Consider the following 26673-nt stretch of genomic DNA (forward strand, 5'->3'; position numbering starts at 1 on the left):
TCGAGGGTCACCGGACCGGCGCGGCGCTCGCCACCCGCACCGGGCGCCCGACGCCGCCGACCGCGCGGCGACGGATGATCCACTCCGCCACGACCACGTTGATCAGCCAGGCGGCGGCCATGGTGCCGGTCTTGCTCGACATCGTCAGCGGGCCGGCCGCGGCCAGCCAGACCACCTGGGTGAAGAACTGCGTGCCCGCGCCCATCCCGAGCGCGTAGCCACGGATCATCCAGGCGCGGTGCCGGGCGACGTCCCGGCGCAGGATCGCCACGAGGCCGAGCACCATCGACGCGGCCATGGCGACGCTCACCAGCACGCGGATGGCCGCGAGCGCGTCACCGTCGAGGGCCGCCCGGGGTATGAACAGGGTCAGCCAGAGGCCGGTCAGCGCGGTGAGCAGCCCGCAGGGGACCAGGAGCCGTCCCGCGGCCCGGTGCCAGCCCCGGCGGCGCCGCCGGAAGCGGGGCGCGAACTGGAAGGCGCCGAGGACGCTGAACACGGTCACGCTGACGATGTGCAGCACCACGGGTACGGGGACCGAGGCGATCCGGTCGCCGTCCGGCAGCACCGGGGCGCCGCCGGCCAACTCGGCCAACCGGAGGCCGCCGGCGAGCACCGGCACGATGCCGAGCACGAGCAGCCCGGCGGGGATGAGCCAGTTCGAGCGGGCGGAAGACTTCACGGCGGCGTCCCTTCGCGGTGCGCGGTCAACTCGTGTTCTCGTCGATCCTCGCGACGGCGGCGGTGGAACTCATCGCAGCGCGGGCCGGAGTCGGCTCGGTCGATGGGCCGGTACGCCCGCCGTACTTTGGGCCGGTCCGGTGCCCGGCGATGCTGCGTAGCATCGGAGGCGTGCGCGAGCTGCTCCGCTCCGTGTGGGCCGAACCCCGTGCCCCGGGCCCGCCGGCGCGGGCCTGGCGGGACTGGGCGCTGGTGGGCGTGCTCGTACCACTCGCGATCCTCGAAGGAGTGTTCCGTTCCGACCTGGTGACGCCCGTCTTCTCGACGGTCGTCGCGCTGGCGCTGGTGCCGACGCTGTTGTGGCGCCGGACCAGGCCGTTGCTGATGGTCGCGATCGTCTTCACCACCACCGGCGTCGCCGCGCTGTTCGTCGGCCACGAACCGGAACTGGCCGCCATGGTGTACGTGCTGCTCCTGCCGTACGCGCTGGTCCGCTGGGGGTCCGGCCGGGAGGCGGTGGCCGGCGCCGCGCTCATCCTCGCCAAGATCTCGCTGTCGGTGGCCGTGGGTCACCTCGGCCTCGCGGACGCCCTCTCCGGCCTCGTGGTGATGGTCGCGGTCGTCGCCCTGGCCACCGCCCTGCGGTACCGGGCCCGGCTGTGGGCGCGCGGGCTCGACCAGGCCAAGCTGCGCGAACGGGAGCGGCTCGCCCGCGACCTGCACGACACCGTGGCCCATCACGTCTCGGCGATGGCGATCCGCGCCCAGGCCGGGATCGCGGTGGCGCAGACCCGGCCGGACGCGGCGGTCGACGCGCTCCGCGTGATCGAGGCCGAGGCGACCCGGGCCCTCGCCGAGATGCGCACGATGGTGCGCGTCCTGCGCCGGGCCCAACCGGCCGACCTGGCGCCCAGCCCGGGCATCCCGGACATCATGCGGCTGGCGCACCGGTCACCGCCCGGTCCGGTGGTCGACGTGCAGCTGCACGGCGATCTCGACGACATCCCGGCGACCGTCGGGACCGCGATCTACCGGCTCGCCCAGGAGTCGGTGACGAACGCGCGACGGCACGCCCGGCATGCGACCCGCATCGAGGTCCGGGTCGCCGCCGAGCCCGGGTCCGTCCGCCTGCGGGTCAGCGACGACGGCGACACCAGCGCGATCCGCCCCGGTGCCGGCGGATTCGGCATCGTCGGCATGACGGAGCGGGCCGGCCTGCTCGGCGGCACCTGCGAGGCCGGCCCCAACCCCGACCGGGGCTGGACCGTGGCCGTGGCGCTGCCCCGGGCGCCCGCCGCCGCATAATCGTGGCATGGGCATCCGCGTGGTCGTCGCCGACGACCAGGAGATCGTCCGTACCGGGCTGACGATGATTCTCGACGCCCAGCCGGGCATCGAGGTGGTGGGCGAGGCGGGCGACGGTGGCCGGGCCGTCGAGCTGGCCCGGCGGCTGCGCCCGGACGTGTGCCTGTTCGACATCCGGATGCCCGGCGTGGACGGCATCGAGGCCACCCGCCGCCTCGCCGGCCCCACCGTCGCCGACCCGCTCGCCGTGGTCGTCATCACCACCTTCGACCTGGACGAGCACGTCTACGCCGCGCTGCGGGCGGGTGCGCGCGGCTTCCTGCTCAAGGACGCCGGCACGGCCCTGCTCACCCAGGCCGTGCGCGCCGCCGCCGACGGCGACGCGCTCATCGCGCCGAGCATCACCACCCGGCTGTTGCGGGCCTTCGCCGACGCGGGGCCCGCCGCGCCGCCGAGGCAGCCGATCGACGCGCTCACCGACCGGGAGGAGGAGGTGCTCGTCGCCGTCGCGCGGGGCCGCACCAACACCGAGATCGCCGACGAGCTGTACATCAGCCTCAGCACCGTCAAGACCCACATCGCCAGCCTGATGGGCAAGCTCGGCGCCCGGAACCGGGTCGAGATCGCCATGTGGGCGTACGAGACCGGTCGCGTCAGGGCGATAGGGTGACCGCGTCACCATCACCGGCCCAGTGGTCTCCCGAGTGGAGGGTGGGATGAGGACCGAGTTGCGCGACGGGGTGGCGGAGGCGCTGCGGGACGGGCGGTTGGCGGGTCTGCACGCCGCCGTGGTGGTCCGCGACGGCGAGACGCTCCTGGAGCACTACGGCGCGGGCACGGACTTCTGCTGGGGCCTCCCGCTGGGTGTCGTCGAGTTCGGGCCCGAGACGCTGCACGACCTGCGGTCGGTCACCAAGAGCATCACCGCACTGCTGTACGGCATCGCGCTCGGCGCGGGCCGCGTCCCGTCTCCCGAACAGCCGCTGCTGGGCCAGTTTCCGGAATACCCCGATCTCGCGGCCGATCCCGAGCGATCGAGGCTCACCGTGGAACATGCCCTGACGATGTCGCTGGGGCTGGAGTGGCGCGAGGACGTGCCGTACGACAGCCCGGCCAACGCCGAGATCGCGATGGAACTCGCGCCGGACCGGTACCGGTACGTGCTGGAACGGCCGATCGTGGCACCACCCGGTGACCAGTGGCACTACTGCGGCGGTGCCAGCGCCCTGCTCGGTCGGCTGATCGCCGAGGGAGCCGGGCAGCCGCTGGCGCAGTACGCGCGAACGGTCCTGTTCGCGCCGCTGGGCATCCACAATGTCGAGTGGACAGTCGGCGTGGACGGGGTGGCCTCGGCCGCGTCCGGGTTGCGGCTCACCCCGCGCGACCTGGCCAGGATCGGCGAGCTGGTGCTCGCCGACGGCGCGTGGGACGGTCGTCAGATCGTCCCCGCCGAGTGGATCCGGACGATGCTCCGGCCCCGGCTGGAGACCACCTGGGGCGCGCACTACGGCTACCAGTGGTATCTGGAGACCGTGGCGGACCATCGCCTGGCGAGCGGCCACGGCAACGGTGGCCAGCGCCTCGTCGTCGTGCCGGAGCTGGGCGTCACCGTGGCCATCACGGCCGGCAACTACGACGACCCCGACCAGTGGCAGACCTCGGCGACGCTGCTGGAGCACGTCATCCTGCCCGCGCTGCACTGACGCCGGAGTGTCTTTACACGGCGTTCACGGCGCCTTCCCACGGGGCGGGATCTATTGATCGCAATACCTGCGACAATCCTGTCGTCCCTGCCATCCCCCAGCCGGGTACCCCCACCCGCCGTGGCAGGAGACAGTCAGGAGTCGCGCAGTGGCCCACGCCCACAAGGCCGCCCTCGCCACGGTGGTCGCCGTCGTCCTCTCCGTCCTACTGGTCCCGCCGCCGGCCCACGCCACACCGCCCAACATCCCCGCGTACAGCACGGCGGTGAGCCGGCTCAACTCGCTCACCGTCCGGGCCGAGGCCAACCAGTCCAGCTACCGGCGGGACCTGTTCCCGCACTGGATCACGATCACCGGCACCTGCAACACCCGCGAGCAGGTCCTCAAGCGCGACGGCAGCAACGTCGTCGTCGGCTCCGACTGCTATCCGACCTCCGGGTCGTGGTACAGCCCCTACGACGGCGTGACCCGTACGAATCCGGCCGACATCTCGATCGACCACGTGGTGCCGCTCGCCGAGGCGTGGCGGTCCGGGGCCTCCTCCTGGACCACCGCGCGGCGCCAGACCTACGCCAACGACCTCGGCGGCCCCGAGCTGTGGGCGGTCACCGGCAGCGTCAACTCGTCCAAGGGCGACCGGGATCCGGCCAACTGGAAGCCGCCGCGCGCCGCGTTCCACTGCACCTATGCCCGTGCCTGGATCCAGGTGAAGTGGTACTACGGCCTCTCCGTCGACAGCGCGGAGAAGTCGGCGCTGAACACCATGCTCAACACCTGCTGACGTTCCACCCAGCGGGCCACCCCCGGTGGCCGGGGCGTGCCACCGACCGGTGGTACGCCCCTGCCGCCCGTGCGGGTGGTGCCCCGGTCACGGTCCGGCCGGGTCGCGGCGACGTAGCAGGTACGTGTCCATGATCCAGCCCTTGCGTTCGCGGGCCTCCCGGCGCGTCGCGACGATCCGCGCGGCGACCTCCCGCAGCGGACCCGCGACGAGAATCTCGTCCGGGGTGCCGAGGTAGGCACCCCAGTAGATGTCCAGCTCCTCGTCCACGTACCGGGTGAAGGCACAGTGGGCGTCGAGCATCACCACGATGTCGTCGACGTCGGCCGGCAACCGCGCGGCGAGGCGGCGGCCCGTGGTGACCAGGAACGGGCGGCCGACCCGGTTGAGGCCGATCCGGTGCCGGGCGGCGAGCGTCGCCACGCTGCTCACCCCGGGGATCACGGTGTGGGCGAAGCTGACCCGCCCCCGGGCCAGGATCTCCTCGACCACGGCGAGGGTGCTGTCGTAGAGCGCCGGATCGCCCCAGACCAGGAAGGCGCCGCAGCCGTCGGCCGCCAGGTGCTCGGCGATGGCCGCCTCCAGCAGGGTGGCGCGCTCGCGCCGCCAGTCGTCCACCGCCCTGGCGTACCCGTCGGCGGTGCGGTCCCGGTCGGGATCCCGAAGCTCGACCACCCGGTGACCGGGCCGGGCGAAGCGGACCATCAGCTCCTGCCGCAGCGCGATCAGGTCGTGTTTCTCGGCGCCCTTGTCGAGCAGGAAGAAGACGTCTGCCTGCCGGATCGCCTCGGCGGCGGCCAGGGTGAGCTGGCCCGGATCGCCGGCACCGATGCCGATGACGAGTATCGTCCGCATCCGCCTCACCCCGCCGGGTCGGCCGGGCGCGGGGCGTGGCGGTCCCGGCCGGGGGAGTAGAGATAGCTGTCCGGGAAGCCGTCGGCGGCGAGGACGGCACCGACGATGATCACGGCGGTACGGCGGATCCCGTGGGCCTCGACCTGGTCGGCGATGTCGGCCAGGGTGCCGCGCAGGATCGTCTCGTCGGGCCGGCTGGCGTTGGCGACCACCGCCACCGGACAGTCGCCGCCGTAGTGGTCGACCAACCGGTCGGCGAGTTGGCGGGTGCGGGCGACGGCCAGATGCAGCACCAGGGTGGCGCGGCTGCGACCCAACTCGGCGAGGTCCTCGCCGGGCGGCATCGGCGTCGAGCGGGCCTGGGTACGGGTGAGGATCACGGTCTGGCCCACCGTCGGCACCGTCAGTTCCCGGCGCAGCGCGGCGGCCGCCGCCGCGTAGGCGGGCACCCCCGGGACGATCTCGTACGGCACACCGGCGGCGTCGAGCCGGCGGGCCTGCTCGGCCACCGCGCTGAACACGGCCGGGTCACCGGAGCAGAGCCGCGCCACGTCCTGCCCGTCGCGGTGCGCGTCGGTCATCGCGGCGACGATCTCGTCGAGGGTCAGCTCGGCGGTGTCGACCAGCCGGGCACCGGGCGGGCAGGTGGCGAGCAGGTCGGCGGGGACGAGGCTGCCGGCGTACAGGCAGACCGGGGCACGGGCGAGGAGGCGCTGGCCGCGTACGGTGATCAGGTCGGCGGCGCCCGGCCCCGCGCCGATGAAGTAGGCGGTCATGGCCTGCGCACCGCCCACTGCACCACCGGTCGGGCGGGCGCCCAGCCGGTGAAGCTGCCCAGCGGCGCGGCGCGTTCCACCGACAGGCGGGTGAGGTCGCCCCCGTGCCGGGCCGCCCGGTCGACCAGTTCGCGTTCGCCTTCGAGGGTGACGGCGTGGGCGACGAGCCGCCCGCCGGGGCGCAGCGCGTCCCACGCCGCGTCGCACACCCCCGGCGTGGTGAGCCCGCCACCGATGAACACCGCGTCGGGGGCGGGCAGCCCGGCGAGCGCGTCCGGCGCCTGGCCGCGTACCACCCGCAGGTGCGGCACGCCGAGCCGGCGGGCGTTCGCGGCGATGCGCTCGGCGCGGTCGTCGCGGTTCTCCACCGCCACGGCGGCGGTGGCCGGGTCGCTGCGCAGCCATTCCACGGCGATGCTGCCGCTGCCGGCCCCGACGTCCCAGAGCAGCTCACCGGCGGTGGGGGAGAGGCGGGACAGGGCGAGCGCCCGCGCCTCCCGCTTGGTGAGGGCGCCGTCGTGGTCGAAGGCGTCGTCGGGCAACCCCGGCACCGTGGACAGCACGCGGGTGCCGGCCGCGGCCACGACCCGGACGGCGACGACGTTGAGCGGGTCGCCCGGCTCGGCGCCCCACTCCTGCGCCCGGCCGTCGACGCGGTGTTCCCGCTCGGCGCCCAGCGCGGCGAGCACCGTCATCTCGCTGGGGCCGTACCCGGCGTCGGTGAGCAGGCGGGCGACGGCGGCCGGGGTGGCGCCGTCCCGGCTGAGAACCAGCAACAGCCGGTCGGGGACCAGGTCGCGGCGGATGCCGTCCAGGTCACGGGCCACCGCGCTGCGGACGGTGACCCGCTCCACCGGCCAGCCCAGCCGGCCGCAGGCCAGCGCGATCGCCGACGGGTGGGTGAGCACCCGGATCCGCTCGGCGCCGACCAGCCGCGCCAGGTGCGTGCCGATGCCGAACCACATCGGATCACCGCTGGCCAGCACGCCGATCCGCCGTCCGGCGTGGGCGGCGAGCAGGTCGGGCAGGGCGGGCAGCAGCGGCGTCGGCCAGGGCACCCGCTGCGCCGGCACGGTCGCCGGCAGCAGGTCGAGGTGCCGTTGCCCGCCGAGGATCACCTGCGCCCGCGCGAGCGCGCTGCGGCCGCTCTCGCCGAGGCCCGCCCAGCCGTCCGCGCCGATGCCGACGACGGTGACCGGCTCGTCGGATGTCAAGGACTTCACGCGGCGCAACGGTAGTCCAGCAGATCGCGGCCCTGCCGCCCCGGGGGCGGGTGTGACATCATCGGCGGCGACGGCGCGGTGAGGAACACCGGTGGGTCGGCCCGGCAGGGTCGGCGACTCCGGGGCGGTCCCGCCACTGTGACCGGTGCGGCTCGCCTGCCGCGTCCGGGAGCCAGACACTCGTCCCGCCGTACCGCGCCGCCAGCGCCGCTGTGCGCCGGCGCGGTCAGTGACCGCCGTGGGCGAGGACACCCGCGCGAGGTGAAAGGTGTGGCCGTGCGGTCGTACCCGTTCTCCGCCGTCGTCGGCATGGACGACATGGCGTTGGCGTTGAATCTGTGCGCGGTCTCCCCGGCCATCGGTGGCGTGCTGGTGCGGGGTGAGAAGGGCACCGCGAAGTCCACCACGGTCCGGGCCCTGACAGCCCTGCTGCCGCCCGTCGAGGTGGTGGCGGAGTGCCGCTTCTCCTGCGACCCGGCGGCGACCGACCCGTACTGCCCGGACGGCCCGCATCCGGCCTCGCCGCCGGCCCGCACCCGGCCCGCCCGGCTGGTGGAGCTGCCGGTCGGCGCCGGCGAGGACCGCGTCCTCGGCGCGCTGCACCTCGAACGCGCCCTCAGCGAGGGCGTGACCGCGTACGATCCGGGCCTGCTGGCCGCCGCGCACCGGGGCCTGCTCTACGTCGACGAGGTCAACCTGCTGCACGACCATCTGGTCGACGTGCTGCTCGACGCGGCGGCGATGGGGCGCGCCACGGTGGAACGCGAGGGCGTGTCGGTGACCCATGCGGCCCGGTTCGTGCTGGTGGGCACGATGAACCCGGAGGAGGGGGAGCTGCGGCCGCAGCTGCTGGACCGCTTCGGCCTCACCGTCGAGGTGGCCGCCAGCCGGGATCCGCAGGTGCGGGCCGAGGTGATGCGCCGGCGGCTGGCGTACGAGGCGGACCCGGACGGCTTCGCCGCCCGCTACGCCGACGCGGACGCGGCGCTGGGCGCCCGGGTCGCCCGGGCCAGGACGCTGCTGCCGGCGGTACGCCTCGACGACGCCACGGTGCTGCGCATCGCCACCCTCTGCGCCGCCGCCGAGGTGGACGGGATGCGCGCGGATCTGGTCATCGCCCGCACCGCCACGGCACACGCCGCCTGGTGCGGGCGTACCGAGGTGACCGTTGCCGATGTGCGGGTCGCCGCCCGGCTGGCCCTGCCGCACCGCCAGCGCCGCAACCCCTTCGACCCGCCCCGAGCCGACGACGCGGACCTCGACCGCGCGCTGAGCGACGCCGGGCTGGACGAGCCGGAGCCGCCGTCGGACGACCCGACACCCCCCGACGATCCGGGTGGCCCCGACGACCCGGACGGCCCTGACGACCCCGACGGCGGCCCTCCCGACGGCGGCGGGCCGGGTGGCGGGACGGAGAACGGGCGGGCCGACGAGCGGCACACCGACCCCCGGCCCGACGGGCAGACCAACGGGGACCGGCCGGCACCGGCGCCGGTACCGGCGGCCGCCCCCTACCGGGCGCGGCTGCTGCGCATCACCGGCACCGGAGCCGGCGCCGCCGGGCGCCGATCCGCGGCCCTGACCACCAGCGGGCGTACGGTCGGCGCGCGGCGCCCCACCGGCGGGGCGGCCGGGCGGCCGGACCTGGTGGCGACGCTGCGCGCCGCCGCACCGCACCAGCGGGCCCGTGGCCGGCGAGGGCCGGGTCTCCTGGTCCGCCCGGTGGACGTCCGGCTGCCGGTGCGGCACGGCCGGGAGAGCAACCTGATCCTGTTCTGCCTGGACGCCTCCGGCTCGATGGGCGCCCGGCAGCGCGTCGGCGCGGTCAAGGCCGCGGTGCTGTCCCTGCTGCTCGACGCCTACCAGCGCCGCGACAAGGTCGGGCTGGTGACCTTCCGGGCCGCCGACGCGGAGGTGGCCCTGCCTCCGACCGCCAGCGTGGAGGTCGCCGCCGCCCGCCTGGCCACCCTGCCGACCGGCGGCCGTACCCCGTTGGCGGAGGGGCTGCTGCGTGCCCGGGAGGTGCTGCGCGTCGAACGGATCCGCGACCCGCGTCGGCGCCCGTTGCTGGTGGTGGTCACCGACGGCCGCGCCACCGCCGGCCCGGACGCCGTGGGCCGGACCCGGCGGGCCGCTCGGCTGCTCGCCGCCGATGGCACCCCGGCCGTGGTCGTCGACTGCGAGCAGGGCCGGGTCCGGATGCGGCTGGCCGCCGAACTCGCCGCCCTTCTCGGCGCGGAACACCTTCCCCTGGAGGGCGTCGCCGCCGACCCGCTGACCCACGCGGTGCGGTCCCACACCGCCGGCCGGACCACGAGGAGGGCCGCCTGATGCCACAGGGACAACCCGTCACCGTCCCCGACGACGGGCTCACCACCCGCCAGCGCCGCCACCGACCGCTGCTGATGGTCCACACCGGACAGATGAAGGGCAAGTCCACCGCCGCGTTCGGGCTCGCGCTGCGCGGCTGGAACCAGGGCTGGTCGATCGCGGTCTTCCAGTTCGTCAAGAGCGCCAAGTGGAGCGTCGGCGAGGAGAACGCGCTGCGCGCCCTCGGCCAGCTCCACGAGCGGACCGGGCAGGGCGGCCCGGTCGCCTGGTACAAGATGGGCGCCGGCTGGAGCTGGAGCCGCACCCGGGGCACCGAGACCGACCACGCCGCGCAGGCCGCCGAGGGCTGGGCCGAGATCAAGCGTCGGCTCGCCGCGAGCGAACACGACCTCTACGTGCTCGACGAGTTCACCTACCCGATGAAGTGGGGCTGGATCGACGTCGACGACGTGGTGGCGACGCTGCGGCAGCGACCCGGCCACCAGCACGTCGTCATCACCGGCCGGGACGCCGATCCACGACTGGTCGACGCCGCGGACCTGGTCACCGAGATGACCAAGATCAAGCATCCGATGGACGCCGGGCAGAAGGGCCAGCGGGGCATCGAATGGTGACCCTCCCGCCCCGGGTGATCGTCGCCGCGCCCGCCTCCGGGCAGGGCAAGACGACGGTGGCCACCGGCCTGATGGCGGCGCTGCGGCGGCGCGGCCTCACCGTCAGCGGCCACAAGGTCGGCCCCGACTACATCGACCCCGGCTATCACGAGCTGGCCACCGGCCGTCGCGGTCGCAACCTCGACCCCTTCCTCCAGGGCGAGCAGCGGATCCTGCCACTGCTGCGGCACGGCGCCACCACCGGCGCACCCGCCGACCTCGCCGTCATCGAGGGCGTGATGGGCCTGCTCGACGGCGCCATCGGCCGGGCCGGCTTCGCCTCCACCGCACACGTGGCCCGGCTGACCCGTACCCCCGTGCTGCTCGTGGTGGACGTCTCCGGCGCCTCGCGCAGCGTCGCCGCGCTGGTGCACGGCTTCGCCAGCTTCGACCCGCAGCTCTCCGTCGCCGGGGTGATCCTCAACAAGGTCGGCTCGCCGACCCACGAGACGGAGATCCGGGAGGCGCTCGCCGGCACCGGCGTCCCGGTGCTCGGCGCGCTGCGCCGCGATCCGACGCTGGACACCCCGAGCCGCCACCTCGGCCTGGTGCCGGCCGCCGAGCGGGTCGCCGCCGCGCGGCGTACGGTCGACGCGCTCGCCGCGCACATCGCCGCCGGCGTCGACCTCGACGCGGTGGTCGCGGTCGCCCACCAGGCGCCCGCGCTGCCCGGCCCCGCGTGGGATCCCGCCGCCGCGCTGGACGGCCTGACCGTCGACGCGACCGTCGCGGTCGCGTCGGGCTCGGCGTTCACCTTCCGGTACGCCGAAACCGACGACCTGCTCGCCGCCGCCGGCCTCCACCTGGCCCCCGTCGACCCGCTGCATCATCCAGGGTTGCCCGACGGCACCGCCGGGCTCTATCTCGGCGGCGGCTTCCCCGAGATGTACGCCGGCACGCTGGCGGAGAACGCGCCGCTGCGCCGGGCGGTGGCCGCCGCCGCCACCGCCGGCCTACCGGTCGTGGCCGAGTGCGCCGGACTGCTCTACCTCGCACAGGATCTCGACGGCGCGGCGATGGCCGGCGTGCTACCCGTGCGCGCCCGGATGACCGACCGGCTGACGCTCGGCTACCGCGAGGCCCGCGCCGCCACCGCCAGCGCCATCGCCGACCTCGACGCCCCGGTCACCGGCCACGAGTTCCACCGCACCCGGATCGACCCCCCGCCCGGTGCCGCGCTCGGCGGACCAGCCGACGCCACGCCAGCCGACCTCCCGCCAGCCGACCTCCCGCCTGGCGGGCGACCCGGCGTGGCACCGGCCTGGCGTTTCCGCCCCCGCCCGTCGGCGGCGCACGGCGTCGCCGCGCCGACCCTGGACGGCATCGTCGCCGGCCCGGACGGCACCGTGCACGCCTCCTACCTGCACGTGCACTGGGCCGGACATCCGCACCTGGCCGCCCGATTCGCCGCCGCCGCGCACCGGCACGCCACCGGATCGGCGCCCCCCACCCCTCGCCCGGCCGTCTCGCCGCGCCACCCCACCCCGACCCCCGGCAACCTCCCGGCCTAGCTGCCGGCCCCCGGGCCGAGGAAGCGGTCACGGTTCGCGGCAACTCGGGCCATCGCGCCGCCGGGAAGGCCCCACTTGCCGCATGTCATGACCTCGCTGGATAGACGAGCCCACCTGCCGGCCCGTCGGGAAGGTACACCGGAGCGCGTCCGGCACGAGCCCGTATCGCGGCGGGTACCCGTGGGGCGACATTGGCGGGAAGGAGGGTTTCGGCTCGCTCCGGCGGTACGAAGGCCATCCTCTCCAGTTCCTGACCAGGCAGGCTCATCCTGTCGAGCCCGCCGATCGTGCCGCAGTCGAAGGTGAAGTGGACGAGGGCGCGGGGACGTGGCCCGGTCGGAGGCGACCAGTCCAGCACCAGTAGATCGCCCACGGCGATGGAGATGCCCAATTCCTCGTGTACCTCACGGGCGCAGGCCTGGTGCGGATATTCCTCCGTCTCCACGTAGCCGCCGGGGAAGGCCCAGTGATCGCGGTATGTGGGCTTGACGAGTAGGACGTCCCCAGCCGGGTCGGTGATGAAGGCGGCTGCGGCGGCGTAGAAGGCCGGCAGGTTGGCGTACCAGATGGCGGGTTCCGTCCAGGTCACGCCGGTGACGCTAGTCGACTGGTACCGACATGTTCGCCGGCTATGCGCGCTGGGGCCTGCTCCCGAGACGTCGGAGCAGGTCGGCTACCTGAGGCACCGCCTGGTACGGATCGAGCGCGGCGGCGAGCTCGCGGATGCGGTCGTCGGGGCGTACTCTCCTCGCCGAGATCGCCCGGGGGCGGCCCGCACCGGCCGGCGTGGCCCGCTGGCCACGTTGGTCGGCCTCACCCGGTGAGGGATGGTCAGTCCCTCCGGGTGTTTGGGTGCGTTTCTTGCTGCCAGGGCAACAAGAAACGCACCCAAACACCGATGCCGTGAAACCCCGGCACGGGGTCAGCCGGCGTCCTCCAGGTCGCCCTCCACCTCCAGATACGCCTGCCGCAGCGCGTCCAGCAGGGCCGGGTCGGGCTTGGCCCAGAGGCCCCGGTCGGCGGCCTCGCTGAGCCGCTCGACGATGCCGCGCATGGCCCACGGGTTGGACCGGCGCAGGAACTGCTGGTTCTCCGGGTCCAGGACGTAGCTTCGGGCGAGCTGCTCGTACATCCAGTCGGTGACCACCCCGGCGGTGGCGTCGTAGCCGAAGAGGTAGTCCACGGTGGCGGTCATCTCGAACGCGCCCTTGTAGCCGTGTCGCCGCATCGCGGCGAGCCAGCGCGGGTTGACCACCCGGGCCCGGAACACCCGCGCGGTCTCCTCGGTCAGCGACCGGGTCCGCGTCGCGTCCGGGGTGGTGCTGTCGCCGATGTACGCGCGTGGCGCCTGCCCGGTCAGCGCCCGGACCGTGGCGATCATCCCGCCGTGGTACTGGAAGTAGTCGTCGGAGTCGGCGATGTCGTGCTCGCGGGTGTCGGTGTTCTTCGCCGCCACCGCGATCCGCCGGTACGCCGACTCCATGTCGTCGCGGGCCGGCCGCCCGTCCAGGCCACGGCCGTAGGCGAAGCCACCCCAGACCGTGTAGACCTCCGCCAGGTCGGCGTCGTCGCGCCAGTTGCCGCTGTCGATCAGCGGCAGCAGCCCGGCACCGTACGCCCCGGGCTTGGAGCCGAAGATGCGGGTGGTGGCGCGGCGGTCGTCGCCGTGCCGGGCGGTGTCGGCGCGGGCGTGCGCGGCGAGGTAGTTCTTCTCGTCGGGCTCGTCGAGGGCGGCGACGGCGCGGATCGCGTCGTCCAGCAGCAGCACCACGTGCGGGAAGGCGTCCCGGAAGAAGCCGCTGATCCGCAGCGTGACGTCGATGCGGGGCCGGCCCAGGTCGGCCAGCGGGACGATCTCGAAGCCGGTGACCCGCCGGGACGCGGGATCCCAGGTGGGCTGGGCCCCGATGAGGGCCAGCACCTCGGCGATGTCGTCACCGGCGGTACGCATCGCCGAGGTGCCCCAGGCCGACAGGCCGACCGAGCGGGGCCAGTCGCCGGTGTCCCGCCGGTAGCGCTCCAGCAGCGAGGTGGCCATCGCCTGCCCGGTCTCCCAGGCCAGCCGGCTCGGGATCGCCTTCGGGTCGACGGTGTAGAAGTTGCGACCGGTCGGCAGCACGTTGACCAGCCCGCGCAGCGGCGAGCCGCTCGGTCCGGCGGGCACGTAGCCGCCGTCGAGGGCGTGCAGTACCGCGTCGAGTTCCCCGGTGGTGCCGGCCAGCCGGGGCGCGACCTCGGTGGCGGCGAAGGTGAGCACCCGGCGTACGGCGGCGGCGTGCGGGTGGTCGGCGCCGAGCACCTCGGCGCTGACCGGGTCGACGGCCTCGGCCGCCCAGTCGCGGTGCTCCATCGCCTCGGCCAGCCGGCGGGCCACCGCCTCGATCCGGTCCACCTCGGCGGTCTGCTCGGCCGCGCTTTCGTCGAGGCCGAGCGCGGTGCGCAGCCCGGGTACGGCGTCGGACCGCCCGCCGAAGACCTGACGGGCGCGCAGGATCGCCAGCATCAGGTTGACCCGGGCCTCGCCGGTGGGGGCGTGGCCGAGCACGTGCAGCCCGTCGCGGATCTGGGCGTCCTTGACCTCGCAGAGCCACCCGTCGACGTGCAGCAGGAAGTCGTCGAACTCGGCGTCGTGCGGTCGCTGGTCCAGCCCGAGGTCGTGGTCGAGCCGCGCGGCCTGGATGAGCGTCCAGATCTGCCCCCGTACGGCGGGCAGCTTGGCCGGGTCCATGGTGGCGATGGTGGCGTGCTCGTCGAGCAACTGCTCCAGCCGGGCGATGTCGCCGTAGCTCTCCGCCCGCGCCATCGGCGGCACCAGGTGGTCGACGATGGTGGCGTGCGCCCGACGCTTGGCCTGCGCGCCCTCGCCCGGGTCGTTGACCAGGAAGGGGTAGACCAGCGGCAGCTCGCCGAGGACCGCGTCCGGGCCGCAGCTCGCGGAGAGACCGAGGTTCTTGCCGGGCAGCCACTCCAACGACCCGTGCTTGCCCAGGTGGACCACGGCGTGCGCGCCGAACTCCTCGTCCAGCCACCGGTACGCGGCCAGGTAGTGGTGCGTCGGCGGCAGGTCCGGGTCGTGGTAGATGGCCACCGGGTTCTCCCCGAACCCCCGGGGCGGCTGGATCATCAGCAGCACGTTCCCGGCGTGCAGGCCGGCGAGCACGATCTCGCCGTCGGCGTCGGTGGACCGGTCGACGAAGAGTTCACCCGGTGGCGGTCCCCAGTGCCCGGTCATCGCCTCGCGCAGCTCCGCCGGGAGCGCGTCGAACCAGCGGCGGTAGGTGGCCGCCGGCACGCGTACCGGATTGCCGGCCAGCTTCTCCTCGGTGAGCCACTCCGGGTCCTGCCCACCGGCGGCGATCAGGGCGTGGATGAGGCGGTCGCCGTCGGCGTCCTCTCCGTCGCCGCCGGGCACCAGGCCGGGCAGCGCGTCGGCCCCCTCGACCGGCCCCACGTCGTAGCCCCGCTCGCGCAGCGCCCGCAGCAGCCGTACCGCGCTGGCCGGGGTGTCCAGGCCGACCGCGTTGCCGACCCGGGCGTGCTTGGTCGGGTACGCCGACAGCACCACCGCGATCCGCCGCTCGGCCGGCGGGACGTGCCGCAGCCGGGCGTGCCGCACCGCGATACCGGCGACCCGTCGGGCGCGTTCCGGGTCGGCGACGTAGTGCGGCAGGCCGTCCGCGTCGGTTTCCTTGAACGAGAACGGCACGGTGATCAGCCGCCCGTCGAACTCCGGCACCGCCACCTGGGTGGCCGCGTCCAGCGGGCTGAGCCCGTCGTCGCTGTCGGCCCAGCTCGCCCGGTCCTGGGTCAGCGCCAGCGCCTGGAGGACGGGCACGTCCAGCGCGGCCAGCGCGCCCACGTCCCACGACTCGTCGGCCTCGCCGGCGGAGGCCTCCGCCGGCCGGGTTCCCCCCGCGGCGAGGACCGTGACCAGCAGCGTGTCGGCGCGGCCAAGAGTCGCCAACAGCTCCGGATCGGGGGTACGCAGGCTCGCGCAGAACACCGGCAGCGGCACACCACCGGCCTCCTCGACCGCCCCGCAGAGCGCCGTCACGAAGGCGGTGTTGCCGCTGAGCTGGTGCGCCCGGTAGTAGAGGATCCCCACCGTCGGGCCGGTCACCGTCGACGCCGGTCGCGGCATCACCCCCCAGCTGGGCTGCTCGGCCGGGGCCGCGAAGCCGTGGCCGGTGAGCAGCACCGTGTCGCTGAGGAAGGCGTGCAGCTCGCGGAGGTTGTCCGGCCCGCCCTGGGCCAGGTAGGCGTGTGCCTGCGCGGCGATGCCCCGGGGCACGGTGGAGCGGGCCATCAGGTCCGCGTCGGGCAGTTGCTCGCCGCCGAGGGCGACCACCGGCAGGTTGCCGGCGAGCAGCGTGTCCAGGCCGCGCTGCCACATCCGGTAGCCGCCGAGGATGCGGACCACCACGAGATCGACGCCGGCGAGCAGGTCGGCCAGCGCCTCCGGTTCCTCGCCGACGCGTGCCGGGTTGGCCAGCCGGTACGCGGCACCGCTGGCGCGGGCGCTGAGCAGGTCTGTGTCCGATGTGGACAGCAAGAGGATCATGCGGTCACCAGACCGGCCATGGTCGACTCCTCCCCGGGTCCGCGCCCGTGGTCGTCGGTCGCGGCCGACCGGAGTGTCTGGCTCCCGAGCCGGCGCGCGGGCGCCGGATCGGTGACAGTGGCGGGACCGCCCCGGACTCGCACCGGGTTCCTCCACGCCGACCGCGTGATGCTGATCTCGGCGCGAAACCGCGCCGAGAGCCCGACTCTACGATGGCGAGGTGTCCGCTGTCTCCTCCCCGTCGGGTCGTCCGGGGGACGACCGGTGCCCGGGGCTGCTGCGGGCCCACCAGGCCGCCGACGGGCTGCTGGTGCGGGTCCGGATACCCGGCGGCCAACTGGGCGTGCCGCAGCTGCGCCGCCTGGCCGAGGCCGCCCGGCGCTACGCGGACGGCACCCTGGAGCTGACCTCACGGGGGAACGTGCAGCTGCGCGGCATCCCCGACCTCCGCACCGTCGACCGGGTCGCCACCGTCCTGGTGGAATCGGGGCTGCTGCCCAGCGCCAGCCACGAGCGGGTCCGCAACATCGTCGCCTCGCCCCTGAGCGGCCTGGACCGGCGCGGGCACGCTGACGTCCGTCCCGTCGTGGCGGCCGTCGACGCGGCGCTGTGTGCCGCCGCCGACCTCGCCGACCTCAGCGGCCGTTTCCTGGTCGCCCTCGACGACGGCCGGGGCGACGTCACCGGGCTCGGCGCCGATCTCTGCTGGACGGCCGACACCGGCGCGCTGCTGGTGGCCGGGCGGGATCTCGGGCTGCGGGCCAATGCTGGCGAGGTCGCCGACGCGGTGGTCACTGCGGCCCGGGCGTTCCTGCGCCAGCGTGCCGACCGGCGGGACGTCTGGCGCATCGCCGACCTGCCGCAGGCGTCTCCGGCGATCGTCGCCGCGCTGCGCGGCCCGCACACCCACCCGGCCACCGCCTCCCACGTCGCGCCGCCAGAGCCCGCGCCGCCGCCGCACCCTGGGCCGCCGGCCGCCGCGCCGTCGCACGCCGCGCCGCCCCGCGTCGTGCCGCCACAGGCCGCGCCGCCCCCCGTCGGCCCGTATCCGGATGGTTTCGTGGTCGCGGCGGCGCGGTTGGGCCGGCTCACCGCCGGGCAGGCCGACGCCGTGGCGGCGCTGGCGTGCGCGTCCGTGGTGGTGGTGACCCCGTGGCGCACGCTCGTGGTGAGCGGACCACCCGAGGCGGCGGCGCTCCGGCTGGCCGAGGCCGGCCTCGTCGTCGATCCGGCGTCGCCGTGGGTCGGGGTGACCGCCTGCGCGGGCCGGCCCGGCTGTGGCAGCGCCCTGGCCGACGTCCGCGCCGACGCCACCGCCGCCCTGACCGTCGCCGCACCGCCCGCCGCGAATGCGCCTGCCGCCGGGGCGCTCGCCGCCGACGCACCGCCCGCCGTCGGGCCGTCCGCCGAGGTGCCCGCTGCCGATGCGCTGCCGCTGCACTGGGCCGGGTGCGACCGCTGCTGCGGGCGACCTGCCGGTCCGGCCGTCCTCGCCGTGGCCACCGGCGCCGGTTACCGTGTCGCGAGCCCACGGGGGGACCACCACGGCCCGCTGGCCGAGCGGGTCGCACAGGCACGGAGACCATCATGAGCGAACGGTGCGGGAGTGCCGGCATGAGCGAGCGGAGCGAGCGAATCGTCAGGCTCTGTGCGGGTGTGCCTCATGGCGGCGCGGAGCGAAGCGGAGTGCCGGCATGAGCTACGACTATGTCCGTGACGGTGCCGAGATCTACCGCCGTTCGTTCGCCACCATCCGCGCCGAGGCCGACCTGTCCCGGTTCCCCGTTGACGTGTCCCGGGTGGTGGTCCGGATGATCCACGCCTGTGGCATGGTCGACCTGGTCGACGACGTGGAGGCGCACCCCGAGGTGGTCGCCGCCGGTCATGCGGCGCTCAGGGCCGGTGCGCCGGTGCTGTGCGACGCGGCGATGGTCGCCGCCGGGGTGACCCGCGCCCGGCTGCCCGCCGGCAACGAGGTGCTCTGCACGCTGCGCGACCCGGCGGTGCCGGAGCTGGCCCGGCGGCGGGGTACCACCCGCAGCGCCGCGGCGATGGAGCTGTGGGGGGAGCGGCTCGACGGGGCGGTGGTGGCGATCGGCAATGCTCCCACGTCGCTGTTCCGACTGCTGGAGATGATCGATTCCGGTCTCGGGCGGCCGGCGGCCGTGGTCGGTGTGCCGGTCGGGTTCATCGGCGCGGCCGAGTCCAAGCGGGCCCTCGCCGGGCACCCGGCCGGCATCCCGTACCTGGTCGTTCACGGGCGTCGCGGCGGCAGCGCCGTCACCGCGGCGGCGGTGAACGGCATCGCGAGCGAGGTGGAGTGACGTTGACGCAACCGGGCACCCTCTACGGCGTCGGTGTCGGCCCCGGCGACCCGGAACTGCTCACGGTCAAGGCCGCCCGGCTGATCGCCGAGGTCGACGTGATCGCCTACTACTCGGCCCGGCACGGCCGCAGCATCGCCCGGTCCATCGTCGCCGGGCTGCTGCGCGAACACCACCGCCACGAGCCGTTGGTGTACCCGGTCACCACCGAGGGCACCGATGATCCGGCCGGCTACGAGGGGGTCATCCGCCAGTTCTACGACGACAGCGCGCAGCGGCTGGCCGCCCACCTCGCCGCCGGGCGGGACGTCGTGGTGCTCTGCGCCGGCGACCCGATGTTCTACGGCTCCTACATGTACCTGCACGAACGCCTCGCGCACCGGTTCCCGGCCGAGGTCGTGCCCGGCGTCACCTCGGTCAGCGCCGCCTCCGCCGTGCTCGGCCGGCCGCTGGTCGAACGCGACGAGGTGCTGACCGTCCTGCCCGGCACGCTGCCCGCCGAGGAACTGGCCCGCCGGCTCGCCGACACCGACGCCGCCGCCGTGCTCAAGCTGGGCCGGACCTTCGACAACGTCCGGGCCGCCGTCGCCGACGCCGGCCGGCTGCCCGAGACGTGGTACGTGGAGCGGGCCACCTCCGCGAAGGGCCGGCAGGCACCCATGGCCGAGGTGTCGGCGGACGAGGTGCCGTACTTCTCCCTGGCCCTGCTGCCCAGCCCGACCAGCGCGGTCGCCCGGGACGCGTCGCCGGCCCCGGTTGCCGGGCGGGTTGGGGAGGTCGCGGTCGTCGGCCTCGGCCCGGCCGGGCCCCGGTGGCTCACCCCGGAGGCGGCGCGGGCGCTGCGCGAGGCCGAGCACCTGGTCGGCTACGGGCCCTACGTCGACCGGGTGCCGGTGCGTCCCGGCCAGCAGCGGCACACCTCCGGCAACCAGGTGGAGACGGACCGGGCCGCCCATGCCCTGGAGTTGGCGCTCACCGGAGCCCGGGTGGCGGTCGTCTCCTCCGGCGATCCCGGGGTCTTCGCGATGGCCAGCGCGGTCTACGAGGTGGCCACCGCCGAGGCCCGCTTCTCGGACGTACCGGTGCGGGTGCTGCCCGGCCTCACCGCGGCGCAGGCCGCGGCGAGCCGGATCGGCGCGCCGCTCGGGCACGACTTCGCGGTGCTGTCCCTCTCCGATCGGCTCAAGCCCTGGCCGGTGGTCGAGGCCCGCCTCGCGGCCGCCGCTGCGGCCGACCTGGTCCTCGCCCTCTACAACCCGGCCTCGGCCAGCCGCCGCTGGCAGGTCGGCGCGGCCCGCGACGTGCTGGCGCGTCACCGTGACCCGAAGACGCCCGTGGTGGTCGCCCGCGACGTCGGTCGGCCGGGCGAGACGATCACCGTCACCACCCTGACCGACCTCGACCCCGACACGGTGGACATGCGCTGCCTGCTGATCGTCGGCTCGTCGACGACCCAGGTCAGCACCAGGGGCGACGGATCCGTGGCGGTGTGGACGCCGCGCAGCTACCCCGGCTGAGCGTGCCGGGCGGACAGCCAGCCCAGCGCCTGCTCCACGGTGGCCACCGCCGTCGAGGAGGCGATCGCGGCCGGGCGGTCGATCATCAGCACGGGCAGCCCGAGCCGGCGGGCCGCGGCGAGTTTCGCCTCGGTGAGCGGGCCACCGCTGTCCTTGGTCACCAGCACGTCGATCCGGTGGGCGCGGATCAGGTCCAGCTCGCCGTCGACGGTATACGGGCCGCGACTGCGCAGCAGCCGGACGTGGGCGGGCACCGGCCCGGCGGGCGCGTCGACGACCCGGGCGAGGAACCACAGCCCGGTCAGTGGCAGGAATGCCGGCAGGCTCTGCCGGCCGGTGGTCAGCAGCACCCGTCGACCGAGCGCGGGCAGCGCGCGTACCGCGGCGTCCACGTCGGGCACCCGGTGCCACCGGTCGCCGTGCCGCGCCGACCAGCCCGGTCGCTCCAGCCGCAGATGCGGTACGCCGACGGTGGCGGCGGCGTCGACCGCGGCGACCCGCATCCGGGCGGCGTACGGGTGGGTCGCGTCCACCACCGCGTCGATGCGGTTCTCGCTGAGCCACCGCGCCAGTCCCGGCGCACCGCCGAACCCGCCGATGCGTACCTCGCCCACCGGCAGCCGGGGATCGGCGACCCGGCCGGCCAGCGAGGAGATCACCGTGGTCGCCGGCTCGTCGGCGAGCCGGGCGGCGAGGGCCCGTGCCTCGGCGGTGCCACCGAGGATGAGGACCCGTCGCCGGCCGGCCGTACCGCTACGCGGGGTCGGCGCCGACACGCGCCCTCTCGGCCGGGACGGTGGGCGCCCTCCTGGCGGGCCCGACGAGCGCGCCGAAGAGCAGCCCCAGCACGGTCCAGGTGACGAGTTGGGTGCCGAGCGAGGCGAGCCGGAACTCCCAGAGCACGAGCGCGGGGAAGCCGTCGGGGACCTCGCTGATCGTCGGTAGGGCGAACTGGACGACGGCGATGAGCACGACGTAGGCGCCCACGGCGGCGATGGTGGCGTTCCAGACACCGTAGCGAGGGCGCAGCCACCGTCCGAGGTGGAGGGCGAGGAGAGCACCGGCCACCGCGATGACGATCATGAGGAAGTACAGGCCGGTCCGCTGGCCGAGGGTGTCCGGATCACCGGTGGCCGGCGGGTTGGCCGGGTACGTGAGGAACGGGACGAACGCGATGGTCACGAAGCCGCCGAGTGCGACGAGCGCGGCGGTCGCCCGGGGGCTGAAGCGGCCGATCCGGCCGTACGCGACCGCGAAGGCGAGGGCGAACAGGCCACCGAGCGCGACACCGTACACCAGCGTGGCGGTGGCCAGGCCGACCGTGCTCTGCACCGTGCGGCTGACCAGTTCGGGCTCGTCGTCGCCGCCGTGACCGTGCGCGGCGGCCTGCGTGGCCTCGAAGTCGATGGCCTGCCCGACCGGGCCCTCACCGACGAGGACGGCGAAGACGAAGGCGGCGAGACCGGCGGCGAGGCCGACGAGCATGCCCCGGACGAGAAGCGAGCGTGTGGACATGATGGAGTCTCCCGCCGGGCTCAGTGACACGGGAAACCGAGCAGGTGGCGGCCATCGTGCACGAACTCGTGCAGCACTTCGCCGGAGAACACGGCGAGCACGCCCTGTTCCACGCCGACGAAGTAGAGCAGCACGGCCGCGAGCACCGTGCCGAAGACGGCCCACGGCGCGATCTCACGCAACGGAATGGCGGCCGGTCGGGGTACGGCGGCGGGGGTGGGTAGTGACACGTCGGCCATGACAGCGACCTCCTCGGGATCACGCGTCCCATAGCGGGTTCGGCGACGGGGGAGGGTCTGACTCCCGGCCAGGGCAGCTGAGCCCATGACCGGTTACAGTGGCGCGACCGTGCCGGAGTCTCACCGGCTTCCTCCCACGTCGCTGTGCCCCCGGACGCTACGGCCGGCCGGGCGGGGGTGTCAACGCGCCGACACGAACCGCAGTGGGCCGGAAGGCACCCGCCGGCACCGAGGGGCGGAGGTCAGAAGCCATGAAGACCCGGCTGGTGCTGGTCAGCCACGCGCCCACGGCGGCCACCCGGGCGGTCGCCTTTCCCCGGGACGAGCCCCTCGACGCGCATGGGCTGGCCGACGCGACCGCCCTGGCCCAGCTGCTGCCCCGGGCCGACGAGGTCCGCTGCGGGCCGGCGCGGCGCTGCGTGCAGACCGCCGCCGCGCTCGGGCTCGCGCCGACCGTCGACGACGGGTTGCGCGACGCCGATCTCGGCCGCTGGGCCGGTCGTACGCTCGACGACCTGGTGGCCGAGCGGCCGGCCGAGGTCGAGTCGTGGCTGACCGAGGCGCGGGCGGCCCCGCACGGCGGCGAATCGCTGCACGACCTGCTCGACCGGACCGGCCACTGGCTGCGTGCCGTGCCCGGCACCGTACGCACGCTCGTCGCGGTCACCCATCCGATGGTGATCCGTGCCCTGGTGGTGAACGCGATCGGCGCCGGGCCGGCATCGTTCTGGCGGATCGACATCGCGCCGCTGACCGCGACCGTGCTCCGCGGCGACCCCGGGCGCTGGACGCTGCGGACGACGGCGGGCCGGCTGGACCACGCGGGGCGTCCAGGGCGACGACGCGCGCCGTGAGCGACCCGGCGCTGTGACTCGCCCGACACACCATCTGGTGTTGCCAACTTTCTGCTGTGCCCATATATGGTGTTAGCCGCAGCTGGTTCGACCGTCAATCCACGGTGGTCGAGGCAACAGGGAACCCGGTGGAAGTCCGGGACTGCCCCGCAGCGGTGAGTGGGAACGACCGCCGTCACACAAGCACTGGGCCCGCCGGGTCTGGGAAGCGACGGCCAGTAGACGCGAGCACGACGCCCACGAGTCCGAAGACCTGCCAGTGCGCCGCACGCGTCGCGTGCGGCGGTCGAAGGCCGCGCGGGACGGCCGACGCCACCAGCTGGTCAGCCGGGCAAGCCTGCCGTCGGGTGACCGGCGGCGTCCTCCCTGCGCGCCCTCGACCTTGGGGACGGGCGTGAGGAGGGGGACCGTGACGGTGACCCAGGAGCAGGCGGGGCCGGAGCTACGCCGGCACGTGATGCAGGTCCGCAAGCGGAACGGCGCCACCGAGCCGGTGGACGTCAACAAGATCGTCAAGGCGGTGGAGCGCTGGGTCGCCGACCTGGACGAGATCGATCCGCTGCGGGTGGCGACGAAGACGATCAGCGGCCTGTACGACGGCGCCACCACCGCCGAGCTGGACAAGCTGTCGATCCAGACGGCGGCGGAGCTGATCGGCGAGGAGCCGCAGTACTCGAAGCTGGCCGCCCGACTGCTGGCCGCGTACGTGGACAAGGAGGTGCGCGGGCAGCAGGTGGCGAGCTTCAGCCAGTCGATCCGGTACGCGCACGGCCTGGGGCTGATCGGCGACGGCACCGCGGAGTTCGTGGCCCGCAACGCGCGCAAGCTGGACGACGCCATCGACCCGGATGGTGACCTGCGGTTCGAGTACTTCGGCCTGCGTACGGTCGCGGACCGGTACCTGCTGCGGCATCCGGAGACCCGGCTGGTGGTGGAGACCCCGCAGTACTGGCTGCTGCGGGTCGCCTGCGGGCTCTCCGAGTCGCCGGGCGAGGCGATCGACTTCTACCGGCTGATGTCGAGCCTGGCCTACCTGCCGAGTTCACCGACGCTGTTCAACTCCGGTACCCGGCACACCCAGATGTCGTCGTGTTTCCTGGTCGACTCGCCGCGCGACGAACTGGACTCGATCTACGAGCGCTATCACCAGGTCGCGAAGCTGTCGAAGTTCTCCGGCGGCATCGGCATCTCCTGGTCGCGGGTGCGGGGTCGTGGCGCGTTGATCCGGGGGACCAACGGCCGGTCGAACGGCATCGTGCCGTTTCTCAAGACGCTCGACGCCGGGGTGGCGGCGGTCAACCAGGGCGGCCGTCGCAAGGGCGCGGCCTGCGTGTACCTGGAGCCGTGGCATCCGGACATCGAGGAGTTCCTGGAGCTGCGGGACAACACCGGCGAGGAGTCCCGGCGTACGCACAACCTGAACCTGGCCAACTGGATCCCGGACGAGTTCATGCGGCGGGTCGAGGCGGACGGCGACTGGTCGCTGATCGACCCCTCCGAGGCGCCGGAGCTGCCCGACCTGTTCGGCGAGGCGTTCGACGAGGCGTACCGGGCGGCGGAGAAGAAGGCGGTCCGGACCGTCAAGGCCCGCGAGCTGTACGGGCGGATGATGCGCACCCTCGCGCAGACCGGCAACGGGTGGATGACGTTCAAGGACGCCTCGAACCGGCTGTCCAACCAGACCGGCGGGCCGGGCAACACCATCCATCTGTCCAATCTGTGCACCGAGATCCTGGAGGTCAACGACGACGCCGAGACCGCGGTCTGCAACCTGGGGTCGGTCAACCTGGGCGCGCACGTCACCGCCGACGGGGTCGACTGGGAGCGGCTGCGCGCGACCGTCCGCACGGCGGTGGTCTTCCTCGACCGGGTGATCGACATCAACTACTACCCGGCCGAGCAGGCCGCCGCGTCGAACCCCCGCTGGCGCCCCGTCGGGCTCGGGCTGATGGGTCTGCAGGACGCGTTCTTCACGCTGCGGCTGCCGTTCGACTCCGCGCAGGCCCGGGAGCTGTCGACCCGGGTGCAGGAGGAGGTCTTCCTGACCGCGCTGGAGACGTCGGCCGGGCTCGCCGAGCGGTTCGGCCCGCATCCGGCGTACGCCGAGACCCGGGCGGCCCGGGGCGAGTTGCACCCCGACCTCTGGGGCGCCGACGTCACCCAGGTGCCGCGGTGGGCCGCGCTGCGCGAGACGATCGCCGCACACGGCCTGCGGAACTCGCTGCTGGTGGCGATCGCGCCGACCGCGACGATCGCCTCGATCGCCGGCTGCTACGAGTGCATCGAACCGCAGGTGTCCAACCTGTTCAAGCGGGAGACGATGTCCGGGGAGTTCCTCCAGATCAACACCTATCTGGTCCGCGAGCTGAAGGCGCGCGGGCTCTGGACGGCACCCATCCGCGAGCAGATCAAACGCGCCGAAGGGTCGGTACAGGCCATCGCCGAGCTGCCGACGGACGTGCGGGAGCTGTTCCGTACCGCGTGGGAGTTGCCGCAGCGGGCCCTGATCGACCTGGCGGCGGCCCGCGCGCCGTACATCGACCAGTCGCAGTCGCTGAACCTGTTCATGAGCGCGCCGACCATCGGCAAGCTCTCCTCGATGTACCTGTACGCCTGGAAGTCCGGGCTGAAGACCACCTACTACCTGCGTTCGCGCCCGGCGACGCGGATCCAGCAGGCCACCGTCGCCGTCACGCCGACCGCCACCCGGGCGGTCACACCGCTCGTCACGGTGACCGACGACGAGGCGCTGGCCTGCTCCCTGGAAAACCCCGAAAGCTGCGAGGCATGCCAATGACCACCGTTTCCGAACCCAGCACCAGCACCAGCAGCGCCGGCTCGCGGCACCTGCTGCTCGACCCGGGCATGGACCTGACCCTGCGGCCGATGCGCTACCCGCACTTCTTCGACCGGTTCCGGGACGCGATCAAGAACACCTGGACCGTCGAGGAGGTCGACCTGCACTCCGACCTCGCCGACCTGGCCAAGCTGTCCCCGGCGGAGCGGCACCTGGTCAGCCGGCTGGTGGCGTTCTTCGCCACCGGCGACACCATCGTCGCCAACAACCTGGTGCTCAACCTCTACCAGCACGTCAACAGCCCCGAGGGTCGGCTCTACCTGTCCCGCCAGCTGTTCGAGGAGGCGGTGCACGTCCAGTTCTACCTCAACCTGCTGGACACCTACGTGCCCGACGAGCAGGAGCGGTACGAGGCGTTCGCCGCGGTGGAGAACATCCCGTCGATCCGCCGCAAGGCCGAGTTCTGCTTCCGCTGGATCGACTCGATCTTCGAGCTGCGGGAGCTGAGGACGCGGGACGACCGGCGGGCGTTCCTGCTGAACCTGATCTGCTTCGCGGCCTGCATTGAGGGCTTGTTCTTCTACGGCGCGTTCGCCTACGTCTACTTCCTGCGGTCCCGGGGGGTGCTGCACGGTCTCGCCTCCGGCACCAACTGGGTGTTCCGCGACGAGTCGATGCACATGGCCTTCGCCTTCGACGTGGTCGACACCGTGCGCCGGGAGGAGCCGGACCTGTTCGACGACGACCTCGCCGGCCAGGTACGCGAGATGCTCGCCGAGGCGGTCGAGTGCGAGGTGCAGTTCGCCGAGGACCTGCTCGAACAGGGCGTGTCCGGGCTCTCCCTGACCGACATGCGCGAGTACCTCCAGCACGTGGCCGACCGCCGGCTCGCGCAGCTCGACATCGCACCGCTGTACGGGTCGAAGAACCCGTTCGCCTTCATGGAGTTGCAGGACGTGCAGGAGCTGTCCAACTTCTTCGAGCGGCGGGTGTCGGCGTACCAGGTCGGGGTGACCGGCACGGTCGCCTTCGACGACGACTTCTGAC

The 26673-nt window shown here is 74.1% G+C and carries 21 protein-coding genes, 1 pseudogene and 3 riboswitches; of the genes and pseudogenes, 13 read left to right on the forward strand and 9 right to left on the reverse strand.

Annotated features, from left to right (window positions below):
* Positions 1-7: 7 nt before the first annotated feature.
* The gene (locus O7615_RS24950; RefSeq protein ID WP_278180223.1) at positions 8-682 is read right to left on the reverse strand and encodes a DUF2306 domain-containing protein; all 675 of its coding nucleotides are present in this window, start codon (positions 680-682) and stop codon (positions 8-10) included.
* A gap of 170 nt (positions 683-852) precedes the next feature.
* Here O7615_RS24950 and O7615_RS24955 point away from each other — a divergent pair, with 170 nt between their 5' ends.
* From O7615_RS24955 to O7615_RS24970, 4 genes are all read left to right on the forward strand, one after another.
* Positions 853-1986, forward strand: coding sequence for a histidine kinase (locus O7615_RS24955; RefSeq protein WP_278180224.1), 1134 nt, complete (start codon positions 853-855; stop codon positions 1984-1986).
* A 7-nt stretch (positions 1987-1993) separates the two neighbouring features.
* The gene (locus O7615_RS24960; protein WP_278180225.1) at positions 1994-2656 is read left to right on the forward strand and encodes a response regulator transcription factor; all 663 of its coding nucleotides are present in this window, start codon (positions 1994-1996) and stop codon (positions 2654-2656) included.
* A 46-nt stretch (positions 2657-2702) separates the two neighbouring features.
* Entirely contained in the window at positions 2703-3689 is a 987-nt protein-coding gene (locus tag O7615_RS24965) for a serine hydrolase (protein ID WP_278180226.1), read from the forward strand.
* Positions 3690-3837: 148 nt separating this feature from the next.
* Complete coding sequence (locus tag O7615_RS24970) at positions 3838-4470, forward strand: HNH endonuclease family protein (RefSeq protein ID WP_278180227.1); 633 nt, start codon at positions 3838-3840, stop codon at positions 4468-4470.
* An 87-nt stretch (positions 4471-4557) separates the two neighbouring features.
* Here the strand turns inward: O7615_RS24970 and cobF are convergent, their stop codons facing one another.
* Genes cobF through cbiE form a run of 3 tightly spaced genes read right to left on the reverse strand, consistent with a single transcriptional unit; the run spans position 4558 to position 7324 of the window.
* Positions 4558-5325, reverse strand: a complete 768-nt coding sequence (cobF, locus tag O7615_RS24975; RefSeq protein WP_278180228.1) for a precorrin-6A synthase (deacetylating) — start codon at positions 5323-5325, stop codon at positions 4558-4560.
* A 5-nt stretch (positions 5326-5330) separates the two neighbouring features.
* Positions 5331-6101 carry a precorrin-4 C(11)-methyltransferase gene (gene cobM / locus O7615_RS24980; protein ID WP_278180229.1) on the reverse strand — a complete coding sequence of 257 codons (771 nt, stop codon included), beginning with the start codon at positions 6099-6101 and terminating at the stop codon, positions 5331-5333.
* Positions 6098-7324, reverse strand: coding sequence for a precorrin-6y C5,15-methyltransferase (decarboxylating) subunit CbiE (cbiE, locus tag O7615_RS24985; RefSeq protein ID WP_347405101.1), 1227 nt, complete (start codon positions 7322-7324; stop codon positions 6098-6100). Before cbiE ends, cobM begins: the two co-directional genes overlap by 4 nt.
* A gap of 309 nt (positions 7325-7633) precedes the next feature.
* Between cbiE and O7615_RS24990 the strand changes: the two genes are divergently transcribed.
* The 3 genes and pseudogenes from O7615_RS24990 to O7615_RS25000 form a co-directional block, all read left to right on the forward strand.
* Complete coding sequence (locus O7615_RS24990; protein WP_278182220.1) at positions 7634-9655, forward strand: VWA domain-containing protein; 2022 nt, start codon at positions 7634-7636, stop codon at positions 9653-9655.
* The gene (gene cobO, locus O7615_RS24995; protein WP_278180230.1) at positions 9655-10269 is read left to right on the forward strand and encodes a cob(I)yrinic acid a,c-diamide adenosyltransferase; all 615 of its coding nucleotides are present in this window, start codon (positions 9655-9657) and stop codon (positions 10267-10269) included. The genes O7615_RS24990 and cobO overlap by 1 nt, the downstream gene beginning before the upstream one ends.
* Positions 10263-11732 (forward strand): annotated as a pseudogene (locus tag O7615_RS25000) (cobyrinate a,c-diamide synthase); the annotation flags it as partial. The gene cobO and the pseudogene O7615_RS25000, both read left to right, overlap by 7 nt.
* A 172-nt stretch (positions 11733-11904) precedes the next feature.
* On the opposite strand, the gene O7615_RS25005 reads toward O7615_RS25000, so the two are convergent.
* The gene (locus O7615_RS25005) at positions 11905-12408 is read right to left on the reverse strand and encodes an NUDIX hydrolase (RefSeq protein WP_278180232.1); all 504 of its coding nucleotides are present in this window, start codon (positions 12406-12408) and stop codon (positions 11905-11907) included.
* Between the two features lie 333 nt (positions 12409-12741).
* A complete protein-coding gene (cobN, locus tag O7615_RS25010; protein WP_278180233.1) occupies positions 12742-16380 on the reverse strand; it encodes a cobaltochelatase subunit CobN in 3639 nt (1212 codons plus the stop codon).
* A 71-nt stretch (positions 16381-16451) separates the two neighbouring features.
* A riboswitch (cobalamin riboswitch) is annotated at positions 16452-16533 on the reverse strand.
* A gap of 67 nt (positions 16534-16600) precedes the next feature.
* Here cobN and O7615_RS25015 point away from each other — a divergent pair.
* From O7615_RS25015 to O7615_RS25025, 3 genes are all read left to right on the forward strand, one after another.
* A complete protein-coding gene (locus O7615_RS25015) occupies positions 16601-17971 on the forward strand; it encodes a precorrin-3B synthase (protein ID WP_278180234.1) in 1371 nt (456 codons plus the stop codon).
* A 103-nt stretch (positions 17972-18074) separates the two neighbouring features.
* Entirely contained in the window at positions 18075-18704 is a 630-nt protein-coding gene (locus O7615_RS25020) for a precorrin-8X methylmutase (RefSeq protein WP_278180235.1), read from the forward strand.
* Positions 18701-20221, forward strand: a complete 1521-nt coding sequence (locus O7615_RS25025) for a precorrin-2 C(20)-methyltransferase (protein WP_278180236.1) — start codon at positions 18701-18703, stop codon at positions 20219-20221. The genes O7615_RS25020 and O7615_RS25025 overlap by 4 nt, the downstream gene beginning before the upstream one ends.
* Here the strand turns inward: O7615_RS25025 and O7615_RS25030 are convergent.
* From O7615_RS25030 to O7615_RS25040, 3 genes are read right to left on the reverse strand one after another with little or no spacing between them, the layout of a single operon-like run.
* Positions 20209-20997, reverse strand: coding sequence for a cobalt-precorrin-6A reductase (locus O7615_RS25030; protein WP_278180237.1), 789 nt, complete (start codon positions 20995-20997; stop codon positions 20209-20211). The genes O7615_RS25025 and O7615_RS25030 overlap by 13 nt on opposite strands.
* Positions 20975-21736, reverse strand: a complete 762-nt coding sequence (locus O7615_RS25035; RefSeq protein WP_278180238.1) for a CbtA family protein — start codon at positions 21734-21736, stop codon at positions 20975-20977. The genes O7615_RS25030 and O7615_RS25035 overlap by 23 nt, the downstream gene beginning before the upstream one ends.
* A 20-nt stretch (positions 21737-21756) precedes the next feature.
* Positions 21757-21975: a CbtB domain-containing protein gene (locus tag O7615_RS25040; RefSeq protein ID WP_278180239.1), complete on the reverse strand. Its 219-nt coding sequence runs from the start codon at positions 21973-21975 to the stop codon at positions 21757-21759.
* Between the two features lie 55 nt (positions 21976-22030).
* A riboswitch (cobalamin riboswitch) is annotated at positions 22031-22107 on the reverse strand.
* A gap of 119 nt (positions 22108-22226) precedes the next feature.
* On the opposite strand from O7615_RS25040, the gene O7615_RS25045 reads away from it, so the two are divergent.
* From O7615_RS25045 to O7615_RS25055, 3 genes are all read left to right on the forward strand, one after another.
* The gene (locus O7615_RS25045; RefSeq protein WP_278180240.1) at positions 22227-22829 is read left to right on the forward strand and encodes a histidine phosphatase family protein; all 603 of its coding nucleotides are present in this window, start codon (positions 22227-22229) and stop codon (positions 22827-22829) included.
* Positions 22830-22895: 66 nt separating this feature from the next.
* A riboswitch (cobalamin riboswitch) is annotated at positions 22896-23105 on the forward strand.
* A gap of 181 nt (positions 23106-23286) precedes the next feature.
* Positions 23287-25626 (forward strand): ribonucleoside-diphosphate reductase subunit alpha, encoded by a 2340-nt coding sequence (locus O7615_RS25050; protein WP_278182221.1) that lies wholly within the window; start codon positions 23287-23289, stop codon positions 25624-25626.
* A complete protein-coding gene (locus O7615_RS25055; protein ID WP_278182222.1) occupies positions 25623-26672 on the forward strand; it encodes a ribonucleotide-diphosphate reductase subunit beta in 1050 nt (349 codons plus the stop codon). Before O7615_RS25050 ends, O7615_RS25055 begins: the two co-directional genes overlap by 4 nt.
* Position 26673: the final 1 nt, after the last annotated feature.

Source organism: Micromonospora sp. WMMD1082, assembly GCF_029626175.1.
Taxonomy (GTDB): domain Bacteria; phylum Actinomycetota; class Actinomycetes; order Mycobacteriales; family Micromonosporaceae; genus Micromonospora.